The sequence below is a fragment of the Mesorhizobium sp. M0491 genome (assembly GCF_040321265.1).
GTDB lineage: Bacteria > Pseudomonadota > Alphaproteobacteria > Rhizobiales > Rhizobiaceae > Mesorhizobium.
The window spans coordinates 82,313-98,116 of record NZ_JAMYRE010000025.1 but is presented as its reverse complement, the minus strand read 5'-3'; the positions used below and the strand labels follow the sequence as shown (position 1 = coordinate 98,116).

The 15,804-nt window shown below is 62.7% G+C and carries 12 protein-coding genes and 1 tRNA gene; 5 read left to right on the top strand and 8 right to left on the bottom strand.

Annotated features, from left to right (window positions below; all coding sequences use genetic code 11):
- Positions 1-189: 189 nt before the first annotated feature.
- From NKI69_RS27640 to NKI69_RS27630, 3 genes are all read right to left on the bottom strand, one after another.
- Positions 190-819, bottom strand: coding sequence for a hypothetical protein (locus tag NKI69_RS27640; protein ID WP_023809205.1), 630 nt, complete (start codon positions 817-819; stop codon positions 190-192).
- Positions 820-938: 119 nt separating this feature from the next.
- The gene (metH, locus tag NKI69_RS27635) at positions 939-4,748 is read right to left on the bottom strand and encodes a methionine synthase (protein ID WP_023809206.1); all 3,810 of its coding nucleotides are present in this window, start codon (positions 4,746-4,748) and stop codon (positions 939-941) included.
- A 131-nt stretch (positions 4,749-4,879) separates the two neighbouring features.
- On the bottom strand, positions 4,880-5,698 hold the full coding sequence (locus NKI69_RS27630) for an alpha/beta fold hydrolase (protein ID WP_023809207.1): 819 nt from the start codon (positions 5,696-5,698) through the stop codon (positions 4,880-4,882).
- 192 nt (positions 5,699-5,890) lie between these two features.
- On the opposite strand from NKI69_RS27630, the gene NKI69_RS27625 reads away from it, so the two are divergent.
- From NKI69_RS27625 to NKI69_RS27605, 5 genes are read left to right on the top strand one after another with little or no spacing between them, the layout of a single operon-like run.
- On the top strand, positions 5,891-7,144 hold the full coding sequence (locus NKI69_RS27625; RefSeq protein WP_352441061.1) for an ABC transporter substrate-binding protein: 1,254 nt from the start codon (positions 5,891-5,893) through the stop codon (positions 7,142-7,144).
- Positions 7,145-7,147: 3 nt separating this feature from the next.
- On the top strand, positions 7,148-7,885 hold the full coding sequence (locus NKI69_RS27620; RefSeq protein ID WP_352441062.1) for an ABC transporter ATP-binding protein: 738 nt from the start codon (positions 7,148-7,150) through the stop codon (positions 7,883-7,885).
- The gene (locus NKI69_RS27615) at positions 7,882-8,595 is read left to right on the top strand and encodes an ABC transporter ATP-binding protein (RefSeq protein ID WP_127269236.1); all 714 of its coding nucleotides are present in this window, start codon (positions 7,882-7,884) and stop codon (positions 8,593-8,595) included. The genes NKI69_RS27620 and NKI69_RS27615 overlap by 4 nt, the downstream gene beginning before the upstream one ends.
- 12 nt (positions 8,596-8,607) lie before the next feature.
- A complete protein-coding gene (locus NKI69_RS27610) occupies positions 8,608-9,483 on the top strand; it encodes a branched-chain amino acid ABC transporter permease (RefSeq protein ID WP_352441064.1) in 876 nt (291 codons plus the stop codon).
- Complete coding sequence (locus tag NKI69_RS27605) at positions 9,480-10,514, top strand: branched-chain amino acid ABC transporter permease (RefSeq protein WP_352441065.1); 1,035 nt, start codon at positions 9,480-9,482, stop codon at positions 10,512-10,514. Before NKI69_RS27610 ends, NKI69_RS27605 begins: the two co-directional genes overlap by 4 nt.
- A gap of 24 nt (positions 10,515-10,538) precedes the next feature.
- Here the strand turns inward: NKI69_RS27605 and NKI69_RS27600 are convergent, their stop codons facing one another.
- The 5 genes from NKI69_RS27600 to NKI69_RS27580 form a co-directional block, all read right to left on the bottom strand.
- The gene (locus NKI69_RS27600; RefSeq protein WP_352722958.1) at positions 10,539-11,855 is read right to left on the bottom strand and encodes a M20 family metallopeptidase; all 1,317 of its coding nucleotides are present in this window, start codon (positions 11,853-11,855) and stop codon (positions 10,539-10,541) included.
- Between the two features lie 58 nt (positions 11,856-11,913).
- On the bottom strand, positions 11,914-12,819 hold the full coding sequence (locus tag NKI69_RS27595) for a MurR/RpiR family transcriptional regulator (protein WP_128302676.1): 906 nt from the start codon (positions 12,817-12,819) through the stop codon (positions 11,914-11,916).
- 170 nt (positions 12,820-12,989) lie between these two features.
- Positions 12,990-14,630: a peptidoglycan L,D-endopeptidase MepK gene (locus NKI69_RS27590; protein WP_502895929.1), complete on the bottom strand. Its 1,641-nt coding sequence runs from the start codon at positions 14,628-14,630 to the stop codon at positions 12,990-12,992.
- Between the two features lie 322 nt (positions 14,631-14,952).
- Positions 14,953-15,027, bottom strand: a tRNA-Thr gene (locus tag NKI69_RS27585).
- A gap of 325 nt (positions 15,028-15,352) precedes the next feature.
- Positions 15,353-15,781, bottom strand: coding sequence for a hypothetical protein (locus NKI69_RS27580; RefSeq protein WP_352722957.1), 429 nt, complete (start codon positions 15,779-15,781; stop codon positions 15,353-15,355).
- Positions 15,782-15,804 lie beyond the last annotated feature (23 nt).

The following is a 15,804-nucleotide window of genomic DNA, read 5'->3' as shown; positions in this document are numbered from 1 at the left end:
GATCACAAGCCGGGAACCCGCGCAAATTCTGTTGAACGCATGGCGTAAGCCAGACTGCGCCATTCAGCCTCCTCATCCTGGCTGAATTCGAGGATGAAAAGGACGGCAACGGGGCGGCTCGGAACGGAACTTGGTCGACCGGGAAGATGACACCAGGGCGGTTAAGCGCCGTTAGCCACACCTTCAGATTTAGGACCCTTTGCGGACACGTTCCGAGTTGGTAAGGGCTTCACCCAGTCGTCCCACCGTCTGCTTCAAAGCCTTTTCAGCTGAATCAGTGAGCGTTTTTGCTCCGCCTTCGCAGAATCCGCCAGCGTCACCTTGAGCATTTCCTTCGCCTGCAACAGTTGAACCCAAGAGCCGACCTTTAGGTCCATCGACGATAATAGATGCCGCAAGTTGAACTTCTGTTTCCATTCCGGCGGTCCAGAATCCAGGAACGACGCGAAGTCGGCCATCGAGTTCTTCGCCTTTGACGATTATCATGCCCTTGGCACTCTGAGCGGCTAAATCAGCCCGGTCGACGGGCTGTTCAACGATCTGCAATTCCGTGACAAGGGTCTCGAAGGTCTTGGTGACCGAGCCCTTGAAGCCGGACCGCAGATCGAGCGGGAAGGTGTGAGCTGCGCAGTTCATGTCAGATGGCTTGATGTCGCGGCTCAAGGCACTCGGATCCACGTACAAAAGGTATTTGCCCGGTAGCTTGTCACCGTACGACGAATACACGTTGTATGAGGCAATCGGCAGCGGCTCGGCCTTGTATTGGCAGCCGGTGACCGTCGCGGCCAAGGCCGCGAATACAGTAAATCGTAATTTCATGATTATCCCCCCAAGCCCTTTTATACAAAATCAAAGGGCGAGGAGAATGTCTAGAAATCTTTGATCCCCGAAATGTCGGCGGCTCCAAGTAGCTCCGTCAAACTGCAATAACACAAAAGCTATTCAGCCGCCTCGGCATAGTGTGCCGGCACGTAGTTGAGGATGGGGCCGAGCCAGCGCTCTACCTCGGCCAAGGGCATTGCCTTGCGGCGTGCATAATCCTCGACCTGGTCGCGTTCGACCTTGGCGACGCCGAAATAATAGCTTTCGGGATGCGCCAGATAGATGCCGGAAACCGACGAGCCCGGCCACATCGCATAGCTTTCGGTCAGGCTCACGCCTGCATTGCGCTCACCGTCGAGCAGCCGGAACAAAGTCGCCTTCTCAGTGTGATCCGGCTGCGCCGGATAGCCGGGCGCCGGACGGATGCCGCGATAAGGTTCGCCGATCAGCTCGTCCGGTGCCAGCGCTTCATCTGAAGCATAGCCCCAGAACTCCTTGCGCACCTTCTCATGCATCCGCTCGGCAAAGGCTTCGGCGAAGCGGTCGGCCAGCGCCTTGACCATGATCGAGGAATAATCATCATTCGCCCGCTCGAACCGTTCGGCGATAGCCACCTCCTCGATGCCGGCGGTGACGATAAAGCCGCCGATGTAATCCGGCTTGCCGCACTCCGCCGGCGCGACGAAGTCCGCCAGTGCGACATTGGCCTTGCCATCGCGCTTGGTTAGCTGCTGGCGCAAGGTAAAGAAGGTCGCCAGTTCCTGCGACCGCTTTTCGTCCGTGAACAGCCTGATGTCGTCGCCGACGGCATTGGCCGGCCAGAAGCCGATGACGCCGCGCGGGGCGAACCATTTTTCGGCGATGATCTTTTTCAGCATCGCCTGCGCATCCTCGAACAGCTGGCGCGCGGCGGCGCCTTGCGCCTCGTCTTCGAGAATTTTGGGATAACGGCCCTTCAGCTCCCAGGTCTGGAAGAACGGCGTCCAATCGATGTAGCGCGCGAGTTCGGTGAGATCCCAGTTCTCGAACACCTTGACGCCGGTAAAAGACGGCTTCGGCGGCTCGTAGGCAGACCAGTCGATCCGGTGCGCATTGGCCCTCGCCTTGGCCAGCGGCAGCCGTTGCTTGTCGGCTTCGGAGCGGGCATGTGCATCCGCGACCTTCTTGTATTCGGTGCGCACCGTGTCGACATAGCCGCCCTTGCTCTCGTTCGACAGCAAGGACGACACGACGCCGACCGCCCGGCTGGCGTCGGTGACGTAGACCGTCTGCCCCTTGCTGTAGCGCGGGTGGATCTTCACCGCCGTGTGCACGCGGCTGGTCGTCGCGCCGCCGATCAGCAGCGGAATGTCGAAGCCTTCACGCTCCATCTCGGCGGCCATGTGCGCCATCTCATCAAGGGACGGCGTGATCAGGCCGGACAGGCCGATGATATCGACATTTTGCTCACGGGCCGTCTGCAGGATCCTGGCCGCCGGCACCATGACGCCGAGGTCTATGATCTCGTAATTGTTGCAGGCGAGCACGACGCCGACGATGTTCTTGCCGATGTCATGGACATCGCCCTTCACCGTCGCCATCAGGATCTTGCCTGCCGTCTGGCGTTCGCCATTGTCGATGCCGATGGCGGCGTTGGCCAGCTTCTCGGCTTCCATATGCGGCAGCAGTCCGGCGACAGCCTGCTTCATGACCCGCGCCGACTTCACCACTTGCGGCAGGAACATCTTGCCCGCGCCGAACAGGTCGCCGACGACATTCATGCCTGCCATCAGCGGGCCTTCGATGACATGCAACGGGCGCTCGGCGGCAAGCCGCGCTTCCTCGGTGTCGGCGTCGATGAATTCGGTGATGCCGTTGACCAGTGCATGGCCGATCCGCTGTTCGACAGTCAATTCGCGCCAGGCGAGATCGCGCTCCTTGGTTTCCTGGCCCGCCGTGCCTTTGAAGCGTTCGGCGATCTCCAGCATGCGTTCGGTGGCGGTGCCGCCGGCCTTGGGCATGCGGTTGAGCACGACATCCTCGCAGGCTTCGCGCAGTGCCGGCTCGATCGTATCGTAGACGGCGAGCTGACCGGCATTGACGATGCCCATGTCCATGCCGCGCTGGATGGCATGGTAGAGGAACACGGCATGCATGGCCTCCCGCACCGGCTCGTTGCCGCGGAACGAGAAGGAGAGGTTCGACACACCGCCGGAAATGTGGACATGCGGCAGCGTCGCGGTGATCTCGCCCGCCGCCTCGATGAAGTCGACGCCGTAATTGTCGTGCTCCTCGATGCCGGTGGCGATGGCGAACACGTTCGGATCGAAGACGATGTCCTCGGGCGGGAAGCCGGCCTGTTCGGTCAAAAGCTTGTAGGCGCGGGTGCATATCTCCACCTTGCGCGCTTTGGTGTCGGCCTGGCCATCCTCGTCGAACGCCATGACGACCACGGCGGCGCCATAGGCGCGCACGAGCCTTGCATGATGCAGGAATGCCGCCTCGCCTTCCTTCATCGAGATGGAGTTGACCAGCGGCTTGCCCTGCACGCATTTCAGGCCAGCCTCGATGATCTCCCATTTGGAACTGTCGACCATGACCGGGACACGGGCGATGTCCGGTTCGGCGGCGATCAGGTTGAGATACTCCACCATCGCCTTCTTCGAATCGATCAGGCCTTCGTCCATATTGATGTCGATGATCTGCGCGCCATTGGCGACCTGGTCGCGCGCCACGTCGAGCGCGGCGACATAGTCACCCGCCGTGATCAGCTTCCTGAACTTGGCCGACCCGGTAACATTGGTGCGCTCGCCTACATTGACGAAGGGAATTTCGTCCGTCAGCGTGAACGGCTCCAACCCGGACAGGCGCATCTTGCGCTCGATGTCGGGAATGGCGCGTGGCGGATACTTTTTCACCGCCTCGGCGATGGCGCGGATGTGCTCGGGCGTCGAACCGCAGCAGCCGCCGACGACATTGACCAGTCCCTCGCGGGCAAACTCCTCGATCTGCGCGGCCATGAAGTCCGGGCTCTCGTCATACCGACCGAATTCATTGGGCAGGCCGGCATTCGGATAGGCGCAGGTGAAGGTGTTGGCGACGCCTGAAATCTCGGCCAGATGCGCGCGCATGGCGTTGGCGCCGAGCGCGCAGTTGAGGCCGATGGTGAACGGGCTGGCGTGGCGCACCGAATGCCAGAAGGCCGTCGGCGTCTGGCCCGACAGCGTGCGGCCGGAGAGGTCAGTGATGGTGCCCGAAATCATCACCGGCAGGCGCACGCCCTTCTCGATGAAGATCTCTTCCGCTGCAAAGATCGCCGCCTTGGCGTTCAGCGTGTCGAAGATGGTCTCTATCAGGATGATGTCGGCGCCACCGTCGATCAGGCCGCGCAGCTGCTCGCCATAGGCGAGGCGCAGATCGTCGAAGGTCACGGCGCGATAGCCGGGATTGTTGACGTCGGGCGACATCGAGGCGGTGCGGTTGGTCGGCCCGAGTGCACCGGCGACAAAGCGGCGCTTGCCGTCCTGCTGCTCGGCCCGAACAGCGGCGCGCCGCACCAGCCGCGCGCCATCGCGGTTCAGCGCGTAGACGGCATCCTCCATGCCGTAATCGGCCTGGGCGATCGAGGTCGAGGAGAAGGTGTTGGTTTCGAGGATATCGGCGCCTGCGATGGCGTATTGATAGTGAATCTCCTCGATCGCCTTCGGCTGCGTCAGGATCAGAAGATCGTTGTTGCCTTGCTGGTGGCAGGCGCAGCCGGCGAAGGCCTCGCCGCGAAACTGGTCCTCGTCAAAGCCGAGGCCCTGGATCTGCGTGCCCATGGCGCCATCGAGGATGAGGATGCGTTCGCGTGCTGCTGCCGTCAGCGCGGCAAGCACTTCCGAGCCGTCCGGTTTTGCCGCGACGGGGCCGAACAAATCGTCCAGCGATGCAGAATTCTGCGACATTTTTTATCCCTTTGGCGACAGGCCTTTTCATGTCACATAAGGATATCTTTATGTCAATATACGGTAGGTGCGCGTGATTGTCACCCACCTGTCTCGAAGGCGGGGTCTGTGGCGCCGGTTTTCCGACGGACCTACGCTCTGTCGAAGCTTGCCAGGAAGCGGGCGAAGACCGGATTGAAGCGATCCGGCGAATCCCAGAACGGCGCGTGGCCGGATTTGTCGAGCAGATGGGCCTTGCCTTCCCATAGATTGGAGAATTTCACAGCGGAGACGAAATCGATGTTGACGAATGGCTCGTCGATGCCGTTCAGAACGGCGATCGGCGGCGTCTTGCCGGCCACGATCTCGCGCTGGTTCCGCCCGGTGCCGGCCGCGAACTTTTCGAACATCAGGCGCCGCGCCCTTCCATCGGTGCGCGCCACCGTGTCGATGAGAAACGGCTCGAACGGCTCGCCGCAGGTGCTGCGCGCATAGGCCTCGACATCCGCGTCAGTGAAGGTTTCCTGCCCGGCAAGGTGCATATGCGGGCTCGGCTTGAAGCCGTTGCCGACCTCCTCGGGCGAGACGGGCGGCGTGCCGGTGATCATCAGGCCAAGCAGGCCGGGAAAGCGGTCGATCATCTCAAGCCCGATATGGCCGCCGAGCGACCAGCCGAAGACGATGGCCTTGTCGATGCCGAGCACCCCGAGCACTTCGGTCATGGCGTCGGCATAGCCTTCCATGCTGTAGGAACGCTCCGGATCGATCGCATCGGCGGACGCTCCATGGCCGGGCAAGTCGGGAGCGATGAGATGGTAGCGCTCGCCCAACATGCTGTCCAACTGGTTGCGGAAAACGGCGCTGGAAGATGAATTGCCGTGGATCAGCATGACAGCGGTGCCTTCGCCACCGGTCTGGCGAACCGCGATCTTGCCGTGGCTGGTTTCAAGGGTCTTCTGCGAGATCGCCATTGTCCGCTCCGTCGGGGGAATTGCCCTGTTTTAATGCAGTTGCGCAGCAAAGCGCCATGGCTTCCAAACCTTTGCGGGAACCATCTTCCCGGCCAGGTTGCGTTGAAAAATCCTTTTCAAATAAGAACAATTATGCGTAGATTGTCAATTATCCAACTCCCGATGAACGGGAGGAAAACAGGGAACAGCACGATGAAGCCCAAATCCGCCGCAAGTCGAATCCGCCATATGCTGATGAGCACGACGCTGATCGGCATGTTTGCCGTGTCAGGCGCCCCCGCCTTTGCCGAAATCGTCAAGATCGGCCTGCTTGCGCCGCTGACCGGCCCTGCCGCGGCGGACGGCCAGGAATTCCAGCGCGGCGTGCAGATGGCCATCGACGAGGCCAACGCAGCCGGCGGCGTTGCCGGGGATACGTTCGAACTGGTGGTCGGCGACGTCAAGGATCAGTCCGCCGGCAACGTCACCAGCGCGGTCGAGCGCCTGCTTGGCGATCCGGGCGTGCACTTCATGCTGACCGGCTATGCCAGCCTGACCAATTTCGAGATCGACAACATGGCCGAAGCGGAAATGCCTTACATGCTGGCGGCCACCTCGCAGCAGACCAGGGACATCATCGCGCCGAGCCCCGATAAATACATGTGCTGCTGGTCGCTGACGCCTTCCTTCGACGCCTACAACACCGACGTCACCCTGTTCGTCGAGAAGCTCGCGGCCGACGGCAAGATCACCTTGCCGACCAAGAAGGTCGCCATCATCTCGTCCGACAACGCTTATTCGAAGACCATCTCCGAAGGCATGAAGAAGACCTTCAAGGAGAAGGGCTGGACCATCACCGTCGACGAGATCGTGCCCTTCGGCGAAGTGACCGACTGGCGTTCGATCCTCGCCAAGGTGCGCGAGAACGTTCCCGACGTCGTCATCAACACCGACTATCTGCCGGGCAATTCGGCGTCCTTCCTGAACCAGTTCCTCGAGCAGCCGACCAAGAGCCTCGTCTTCCTGCAATACGCACCGAGCGTTCCGGAATTCGTCGAACTGACCGGCAAGAAGTCGGATGGTGTCATCTACAACCTGCTCGGCGGCGCGCTGACGACGCCGAAGAACCCGCGGGCCGACGAGGTGGCAGCCAAGTTCAAGGCAAAATACGGCGTCGAGAGCGGCACCTACGGCATCGGCCTCTACGAAATGACCAATGTCTATTTCGACGCGGTCAAGAAGGTCGGCGGCGCATCCGACCATGCGGCGATCATGAAGGCGCTGTCGGAGACCGACAAGCAGGTCGCCGAAGGGCGGCTGAAATTCGATCCCGCCACCCACCTTGCCACACAGGGCGACGACTACATCCCGATCACCTTCTTCCAGATTTGGGACGGCCAGCGCACGCTGATCTCTCCGGAGAAATACGCCACCGGCGCCTTCAAGCTCCAGCCCTGGATGAAGTAGGGAATGGCCCTGCTTGAACTGGACGACGTGTCGAAGGCCTTCGGTTCGCTGAAGGCCGTCGACGGCGTGTCGTTCAAGGTCGAGGCCGGCGAGATCTTCGGTATCGCCGGCCCGAACGGCAGCGGCAAGAGCACGCTGTTCAACATCATCACCGGCATCCCGTTCGGCCCCGACCGGGGCAACATCCGCTTTGACGGCATTGCCATAAACGGCAAATCGGGACACGCCATCGCGCGCCTCGGCCTCGCCCGCACGTTTCAGCGCGAGACCAGCTTCGACGGGCTGACCGTGTTCGAGAACGCGCTGATCGGCGCCAGTTACGGCAAGCAGGAAAAGACAGCGGCCACGGCCCGCAATGCCGCCGCCGAGGCGCTGGAGTTCGTCGGTCTGGGATCTCAGTCGTTCGGCCGGCTTGCCGGCGAATTATCCGTGTTCGAGCGCAAATGCCTGATGCTTGCCACCGCGATTGCCATGCAGCCGCGCATGCTCTTGCTCGACGAGCCGGCATCGAGCCTGACCAAGCCCGAGATCGAGACGTCGATCGGCCTGATCCGCCGCACCGCCGAGCGCGGCATCACCATCCTTCTGATCGAGCACGTGCTGACCTTCCTGATGAGCCTTTCGCAGCATCTGCTGGTGCTCAACAATGGCCGTGTCCTGGCCGCCGGCGATCCGGCAGGCGTAATCGCCGATCCGCGCGTCATCGAAGCCTACCTCGGCACGAGGAGGTCGGCGGCGTGAACCCCATTCTCAGCGTCGAAGGCGTCACCGCCGGCTATGGCCGCGTCACCGTGCTGCACGATATCTCGCTGGAGGCCGGCCGTTTCGGCAATGTCGGCCTGTTCGGCCCCAACGGCCATGGCAAGACGACGCTGCTGCGCGCAGTCTCCGGGCTGCTGCAGCCGAAGAGCGGCCGCATCCTGTTCGACGGGCAAGACATTGCCGGCCGCAGCGCACGCGCCATCGTCGGCGCCGGCCTGATCCATGTGCCGCAAGGCAACCGGCTGTTTCCCGATCTCTCGATCGCCGACTGCATGGCGCTCGGAGCCTATTCGCCGCGGGCCCGGCCGCATGAGGCGGAGAACCGCGAGAAGGTGATCAAGCTGTTTCCGAAACTGGCGGAACGCTGGCGCCAGCGCGTGCGCACATTGTCGGGCGGCGAGCGCCAGATGGTGTCGATCGGCACCGCGCTGATGAGCCATCCGCGCCTGCTGATCCTCGACGAGCCGACGCTGGGGCTGGCACCCAAGATCAAGGACGAACTCTGCGCCTCCGTCATGGACATTTCGCGCGGCGGCGTGCCGCTGATCGTCGTCGAGCAGGATATCGAATTTCTGCTGGAACTGACGCAGCAACTCTACCTCGTCAACCATGGCGCCGTTGCGACCGAGATCAAGCCGGGCGAAAGCCTCGACCACGGCGAGATCATGTCGATGTATTTTGGCCATTAGGAAAATCCGAAGATGAGCGCATTGGCGGAAATCCTGTTCGGCGGCCTGTTCCAGGGCTCGCTCTACGCCATGATGGCGGTTGGGCTCGCTCTCGTCTGGACGACGATCGGCGTGTTCAATTTCAGCCATGGCGTGTTCATGATGCTGGGCGCCTACATCGCCTGGCAGCTGGTCGAACTCGGCCTGCCGGCGGCGGTCGCCTTTCCCATCGCCGTCGTCGTCATGGCCGGCGTCGGCTGGATCCTGCAGGCGAGCGTCGTGCGGCCGCTGATCGGCCGACCCAACATCGTGCTGGTCGTCGTCATCACCACGCTGGCAGCCGGGTCGCTGATCGAGAACGGCGCGCTGACCATCTGGGGACCGCGCTCGAAGCAGATCCCGGCGCTGATCGCCGGCAACACCACCATCGGCGGCGTCGGCGTCTCCCTGCACCAGATCGCCATCATCGTCATCACGCCGCTGATCCTGACCGCACTTTGGATGTTCCTCAACCGCACGCGGCTCGGGCTGGCGCTGCGCGCCGTGGCGCAAAACGAAGATGCCAGCCACCTTGTCGGGCTGAACGTCACCGCGCTCTATGGGCTGGCCTTCGCCATCGCCGCTTCGCTCGCCGGGCTCGCCGGCATCTTCATGGGCGGCTACCGTTTCATGTCGCCGGTGATGGGCAGCGACCCGCTGCTCAAGGCGCTGATCGTCGTCGTCTTCGGCGGCATATCGAGCATATCGGGCCCGATCTTCGCCGCCTATCTGATCGGCTTCTTCGAGGCAGCCTGCAGCTATTATTTCGGCTTGTACTGGACGCCGGCGCTGCTGTTCGGCGTGCTCATCCTGACCCTGATGGTGCGCCCCGAGGGCATCTTCGCCAGCCGCTCCCGAGGCCTAGCATGACCGACACGACATCGCTGATCGCGCCTGGCCACGCCGAGGCGGCAACCCCGATCGCTCCAGGCCGCACGCCGTGGAAGCAGGAGGCCATCGGCTTCGTGCTCGGCTTCGCGCTGCTGGCGCTGCTGCCGCTGATCTTCGGTGACACCTATGCCCGCCACATCCTGATCATGGCCTTCATCTATGCGATCGTCGCCTCGAACTGGGATCTTAGCCTCGGCTATGGCGGCGTTTTCAATTTCGGCCATCTGGCGCTGTTCGGCATCGGCGTCTATGCCTACAGCCTGCTGACCAAGCTGGCCGAATTCGACCCGTGGATCGCGCTGTTTGCCAGCGGTGTCATCGCCACGCTGGCGGCGATCCTTGTGACCATCCCGATCCTGCGGCTGAAGGGCATCTACATCATCCTGGTCACTTTCGGCTTCGCGCAGCTGGTCATGCAGGTGATCATCAGCCAGTCCGCCATCACCGGCGGCACGCAAGGGCTGGTGCGCATTCCCGGACTTTACGTGTTCGACCACAATATGGTCCGTGACGGCAAGTCAGCCTATTTCTACATCGCGCTGGCGCTGCTGGTGGCGAGCACGCTGTTCCTGCGCGTGTTCGTGCGCTCACGCGCCGGGGCCAGTATCGTCGCCTTGCGCGACAATGAGGAATACGCCGTCAGCCGCGGCGTCTCGATCGTCCGCCAGCGCATGCTGACGCTTGCCGCGAGCGCCTTCTTCACCGGCATCGCCGGCGCCTTCTACGCCGCCTACCAGCGCAATGCCTCGATCGACGTCTTCGGCATGAGCCTGGCGACCATCATCCTGTCGATGGTGCTGCTCGGCGGCACCAGCACCATTTACGGCGCCATCATCGCTTCGTTCGTGCTGACGATCTTCGCCGAATGGATGGCCGATTTCGGTGCGTGGCGGCCGATGATCACGGCGGTGCTGATCATCGGCGTGATGCTGGCCTACCCGAGCGGCCTGGTCGGCATGATCAAGGCTTCATGGGGCGCCGTCGCCGGACGCCTGAAACGCCCGGCCTGACCGTTTCGGAATAGCGGCTCCGCCTCAGCGGATGCCGCACCAGTCGATGACCGAAGCAGCGATCACCTTGGCGGTCTCGACCACCGATTCGACCTCGACATATTCGTTGGAACCGTGAAAACCGTCGCCCGACGGGCCGAAGATGACACCGTCGACGCCGGCGCCGGCATAGTGCGCGGCATCGCACACAGCGACGAAGCCGCGCGCCTGCGGCGCCTTGCCGACCATGGCCTTGCGCTTCATCAGCGAGGTCACCAGCGGATGATCGACCGGGGTGTTCATCGGCGGGAAATACAGCCCGCCGAGCTCCCATTGGATCGCAGGCGGGTTGTCGCGCAGCCACGCATCGGTCTGGGCGAAATGGTGGACGAACGTCTCGAAATCGCGGCGGTAGTCGGCCGAGTTCTCATCGGGCAGGAATTTCATGTCGAGATCGAGCACCGCGACGTCGGGAATGATGGCCGGGTTGGTCATGACGGTCGGCAGGCCGTGTTCGCCAAGGCCGGTGCCGCCATGCATGACGCCGATGTTGATCGTGTTCATACCGAGCGGCAGCAATGGATGCGATTTCGCCCGCGTCCGGTCCAGTTCATACTGGCGCACGGCGGCGATGAAGCGAGCGGCGATCTCGATGGCGTTGACGCCCGGCTCGAGCCGGTCCTTGTCGTGGCGCTGCGGATAAATCTCGTTGTAGCGCAGCGCCGAATGGGCGTTGCGGCCGCGGATCGTCACCCGCGCCCATTCGAGCCCGCCTTCGACGGGCAGGACATCGCCCCAGGTCGGTTCGGCGACCAGCACCGCCTTGGCGAGCTTGCCCTTCTTCACCGCGTCCATGGCGCCGAAGCCGCCGGCTTCCTCGTCGACGACGGAATGGATGGCCAGCCGGCCCTGCAGCGTGATGCCCGCCTTGCGGATCGCATGTGCTGCGGCGACGCAAGCGGCGACGCCGCCCTTCATGTCGACGGCGCCGCGGCCATAAAGGCGGCCATTGGTGATCTCGCCGCCGAACGGATCCACCGACCAGTCCTTCATCGCGCCGACCGGCACGACGTCGATGTGGCCGCACAGGATCAGGCTGCGGTCCTCGTCTCCCGCCCATTCGCCGACCAGATTGGGCCGGCCGGGCAAGGCATCCCATTGCTCGGTCTTGAACCCGTCCTGCCTGAGGATCGGTTCGAGCAGCGCCTGGACATCCGCCTCGCGGTTGATCGCCGGGTTGGGCTCGAATTTGGGGTTGACCGAAGGGATGCGAACCATGTCGCGGGTCAGGCCGATCAACCAGTCGCGATCGGTCTCGATCTCAGCCTGCACGGCATCGATGATGGTCTGGTTGTCGGGCATTGTCGCTTCCTTCTCTGCGTCGCGGCGCTTTGCAATCGCTGCACTGGGCGCAACGACACTATTTCCTTGTGGTTTTGGATTTGGCGGCGTCGTCGGCCGATGACGACAGGGCGGTATCGAGCGTGACCGCATTGGCGCTGCGGATCCTTTCGATGTCCTCGATGCGCTTGCGCACCCCGGCGCCGTGGCTCTCCAGCGCGTGGGCAAACACGGTTTCCATCTGGGCAACGGCCGTCGCCAGCGTGTCGAACGGCGAGTTGGCGTCGATCGCGGCGACCATGGTCAGGTCCGCTATGTCAGATATCGGCGACAGCCAGACATCGGTGAACAGCAGGATGGAGACGCCGCGCTCCTTGGCCTGCTGGGCAAAGCTCACCACGTCCGACTGGTAACGCCGGTAGTCGAACACGACGAGGAGGTCGCGCTTGCCAAGGTCGATCAACAGGTCGAAATCGGCGGGGCTCAACGAACCGATGTCGCGCACGCCGGAGCGGAACTGCAGGAGGTAGCCGGCCAGCATGGAGGCGATATGCCGGCTGAACCGGCCGCCCAGCAGCACGACCTGGCCCTTGCTCTCCAGCAGCATGTTGACGGCGCGCGTGTAGGCCTGCACCGGCACTGCCGTGCGGGTGCGCTCCAGGCTGTCTGAAACCGAATGGAAATAGGTAAGTGCGGTGCCTTCGCTGGAGCCGCCCGGACGCTTGGCCTCCATCATCAAAAGCGGCGAATGCAGCCTGGATTCGACTTCGGTGAGCAGGCGTGCCTGGAAGTCGGCAAAGCCGACATAGCCAAGCTTGGTCATCAGCCGCGTCACGCTCGGGTCGCTGACGCCGGCGCGCCGTGCCAGCCGGGTCGCGGTGCCCAGCCCCGACATCGGATAATCGGCGAGCAGGACCTGGACGATCTTCTCTTCCGCGGAGGTGAACGCCACGGTCGTATTGGCCAGTTCTTCGCGGATCGACATTGTCATCGCCTATCGTCGACGGAAAGACAATTATCTTACAATTTCGCACATGTTTGTCAAATTTGGAACTTTTCTTACAGAACCATCGAGAGTTCGGCATGACTTGCAATCCCATGACAGCCAAGCCAGTCGTGCAACACATCCACGTCGGCTCGAACGAGGGCTTGCGTCTATCTGAAGCTGGCGATGGGCAGGAACTTGACCGCTGAACCGGTGAAGCGTCGGTGATCGGAGGTCTGTCCTCGCGGCTGGAATCCATCGAGATAGATGTGCTCCGGCGCTGTGCGGATGAGATTGGCGGCAATGACGGACGCCGCCGCAGGGCTAGCTCCGCCGGCGATGCCACGACCCGTCTCAATCAGCCGGCCGGACAACGCTGCCGGCACGATGACCGCGGTGGCTTCGGGATCGAGATTTGGCTGGACACGGTCGGCCTTCGGGCTGGTCCTGACGCGATCTTCGGGCTTCGATTGGGCAACCGAGACCCGCTGGCCGGCCAACCCATTGTGGCCGTCATCGGCGTGGTTCAAGGCCAGCAAGGCAGCGACCGCATCGCCGGCTTTGTCTGCTTCAGGCTGGCGCATCGGGCTTGTCAAGCTTTCCGGTCGCCATGTCGGCAACGGGATGTTGAGCGCCACAAGGTCCGGCGCGCCGCTCGCGGGGCCGGCATCCGACTTGCCCGAGGGAATTTCAGCATCGGTTGCCGCTGGATTGGCCAGTTCGGCCCGCGCCGTGGAAGCGTTGGCTGTTGCAAGTTGCGCGATTTGCGGGGTCGGAATGCTGGTCGTTGGCCCGGTGCGCGGGGCGAAGGCTGGCAGCGGCACTGAGCCCGGCGCCATCGCCATGACGATCGCTTCAGGCGTCTTTCCTTCCGGCCCAATCGACGATTCTTCGACCCGATCGACGGAAGCCATCTGGATGTCAGCGCGCTGGGCATCCTGCGGCGGCACGATCGCGATGCCGGCGGGCCTGGGTTCAACGGACTTGGCCGGCTTGCGTGGCGCCGGCACCGCTTCGGCGACATCATCGGTCTCGTCCGCGCCGCGCCCGCCCAAAAGCGTCGCCAGCAGGCCGCGCGGCCTGCGTTGGCCGCCGTCGGCACTTGCCAGGTCGATGTTGGGCGCGCCGGTGCCCTTGCGCGACTTGTAGGCGGCAAACGCCTGCCCATAACCGGGCAGCGGTTTGCCGTCGCTCGGCACATGCAGCGTATTGCCGTTCGGGAATACCCTTGCGAGTTCCTGGCGGCTGATGCCAGGCCAATGCCGCACATTGCCGACATCCATATGTATGAAAGGCGAGCCGGAGGTCGGGTAATAGCCTACGCCGCCGCCCTGCATCTTGAGGCCGATGTCGCGCAGCTTCTTCAGCGGCACATCCGGCAGGAAGAAGTCCATCGCGCGGCCAACCATGTGTTGGCTTTCCCGAGCCACGCCCTTCGAGCGGCTGCGCAGCATGGCGTTCGTCGCTGGCGACCGATAGGCGCTGACCACGTGAATATAGGCTGTCGAGCCGCTGGCGCGATAGGCCTGCCAGACAAGATCGAGCAGGCGCGGATCCATCTTCGTCGGTTCGTTGCGACGCCAGTCGCGCAGCATCAAATTGATCTTCTTCAATCCCGCCGGATCATAGCGCCCATTGCGCTTGAACACGATTTCAGCCTTCTCGCCCGTATGGAGATGTTGAATCTTCAAAGCACGCGTCTCCGCGAACGCGCCGGTAACGAACAGACATAAGAACGCTGCCATGATGGCCGGCAGTGTCCAAAGACGGGAAGCACCGGGGGCGTTTTGCACGTTTTCGCTCACGTTCATGCCTTGCACGTTCTTTTGTTTCGGGCGGTTTTAGGTTCCGCCCAGATCAGGAGCCTTTCGGCCCTCTTCCTGACAAGCATGGACTTGACCGACGCAGACGGGCATCCATGCCACAATACGTCATGTCGATGAACAGCATCTTGGTTAACGAATCGTGTCTTGCCGGGAATGCGCTTCGGCTGGAGTTGCCTGTGGCAGCCATTTTCTGGAGCAATGCACCGCTGATGAGGTCCGCCAGCACGACGGCCGCGCCGTTCCCGTGTAGCCGCCTCGCCCTTGCAAATGCAGAGGACGAATGTGCGGCAACAAGGATGTTGGAAACTGGTGCTGCGAGAGAGGATTGAACTCTCGACCTCTCCCTTACCAAGGGAGTGCTCTACCACTGAGCTACCGCAGCAACGGGCGTCTGAATAACCGCTGTCACCTTAATTTGCAAGGCGTTGAGGCCCTTTTCGACACCCCGCGCCGTTTTGGTGCGTTGGTGCCAATGTGGCACCACACGGGCGCTGTACGCCCTTGAGACTGCACCATCCGAGAGAGAGCTACACCATTCCTGTAGCCTGATTGGTGCCAATCTGGTTTCGATTTGAATAGAGCCCCGTACAGTGGTTTCTCGCATCCCGTCCCTTCACTCACTACCCGCGACACCCTTCGCGCGCGTCCTTGGCCCCGCCACGGCTCGAATTGATGCCGTTGCAAGGTTTCCCTACCCCCGATTCTCGCTAGAAGCCTTTCGCCTGGGCATAAGGCGACGGTTTGGGCGGCGTGTTGGCGAGATATTCCGTGAACTCGCGTTCCAGCTCGGCCACCGCCGCGCCCTTGTCAGCTTCCCTGCCGCGCTGGCCGCCATGCATCCGCCAGCGCTGGTCGTTGGTGCTGATCGTCCAGAACCAGTAGCCCTTGCTCGGACCGTGCTGCTCGCCAAGAAGGCGGCCGACACTGGAGCCGAGGAAGGATGCCTCAAAATCATGCGGTCGCGTTTCGCCGCCGATCAACGTGCGCCCCCAATCCAGCCAGAGGCGCGCGCCGCGATCTCGAACGAAATGGACTGCCTCGACGATGGTGGGGAAAGACCAGATCGCCTTGCCGTCCTCCAGGACCTCGTAACCATCCTCCGCAGCGTCGCGGACCTTCAATCGATCAGCCGGCATGCGATCATCCCTTGTTCGGCCCG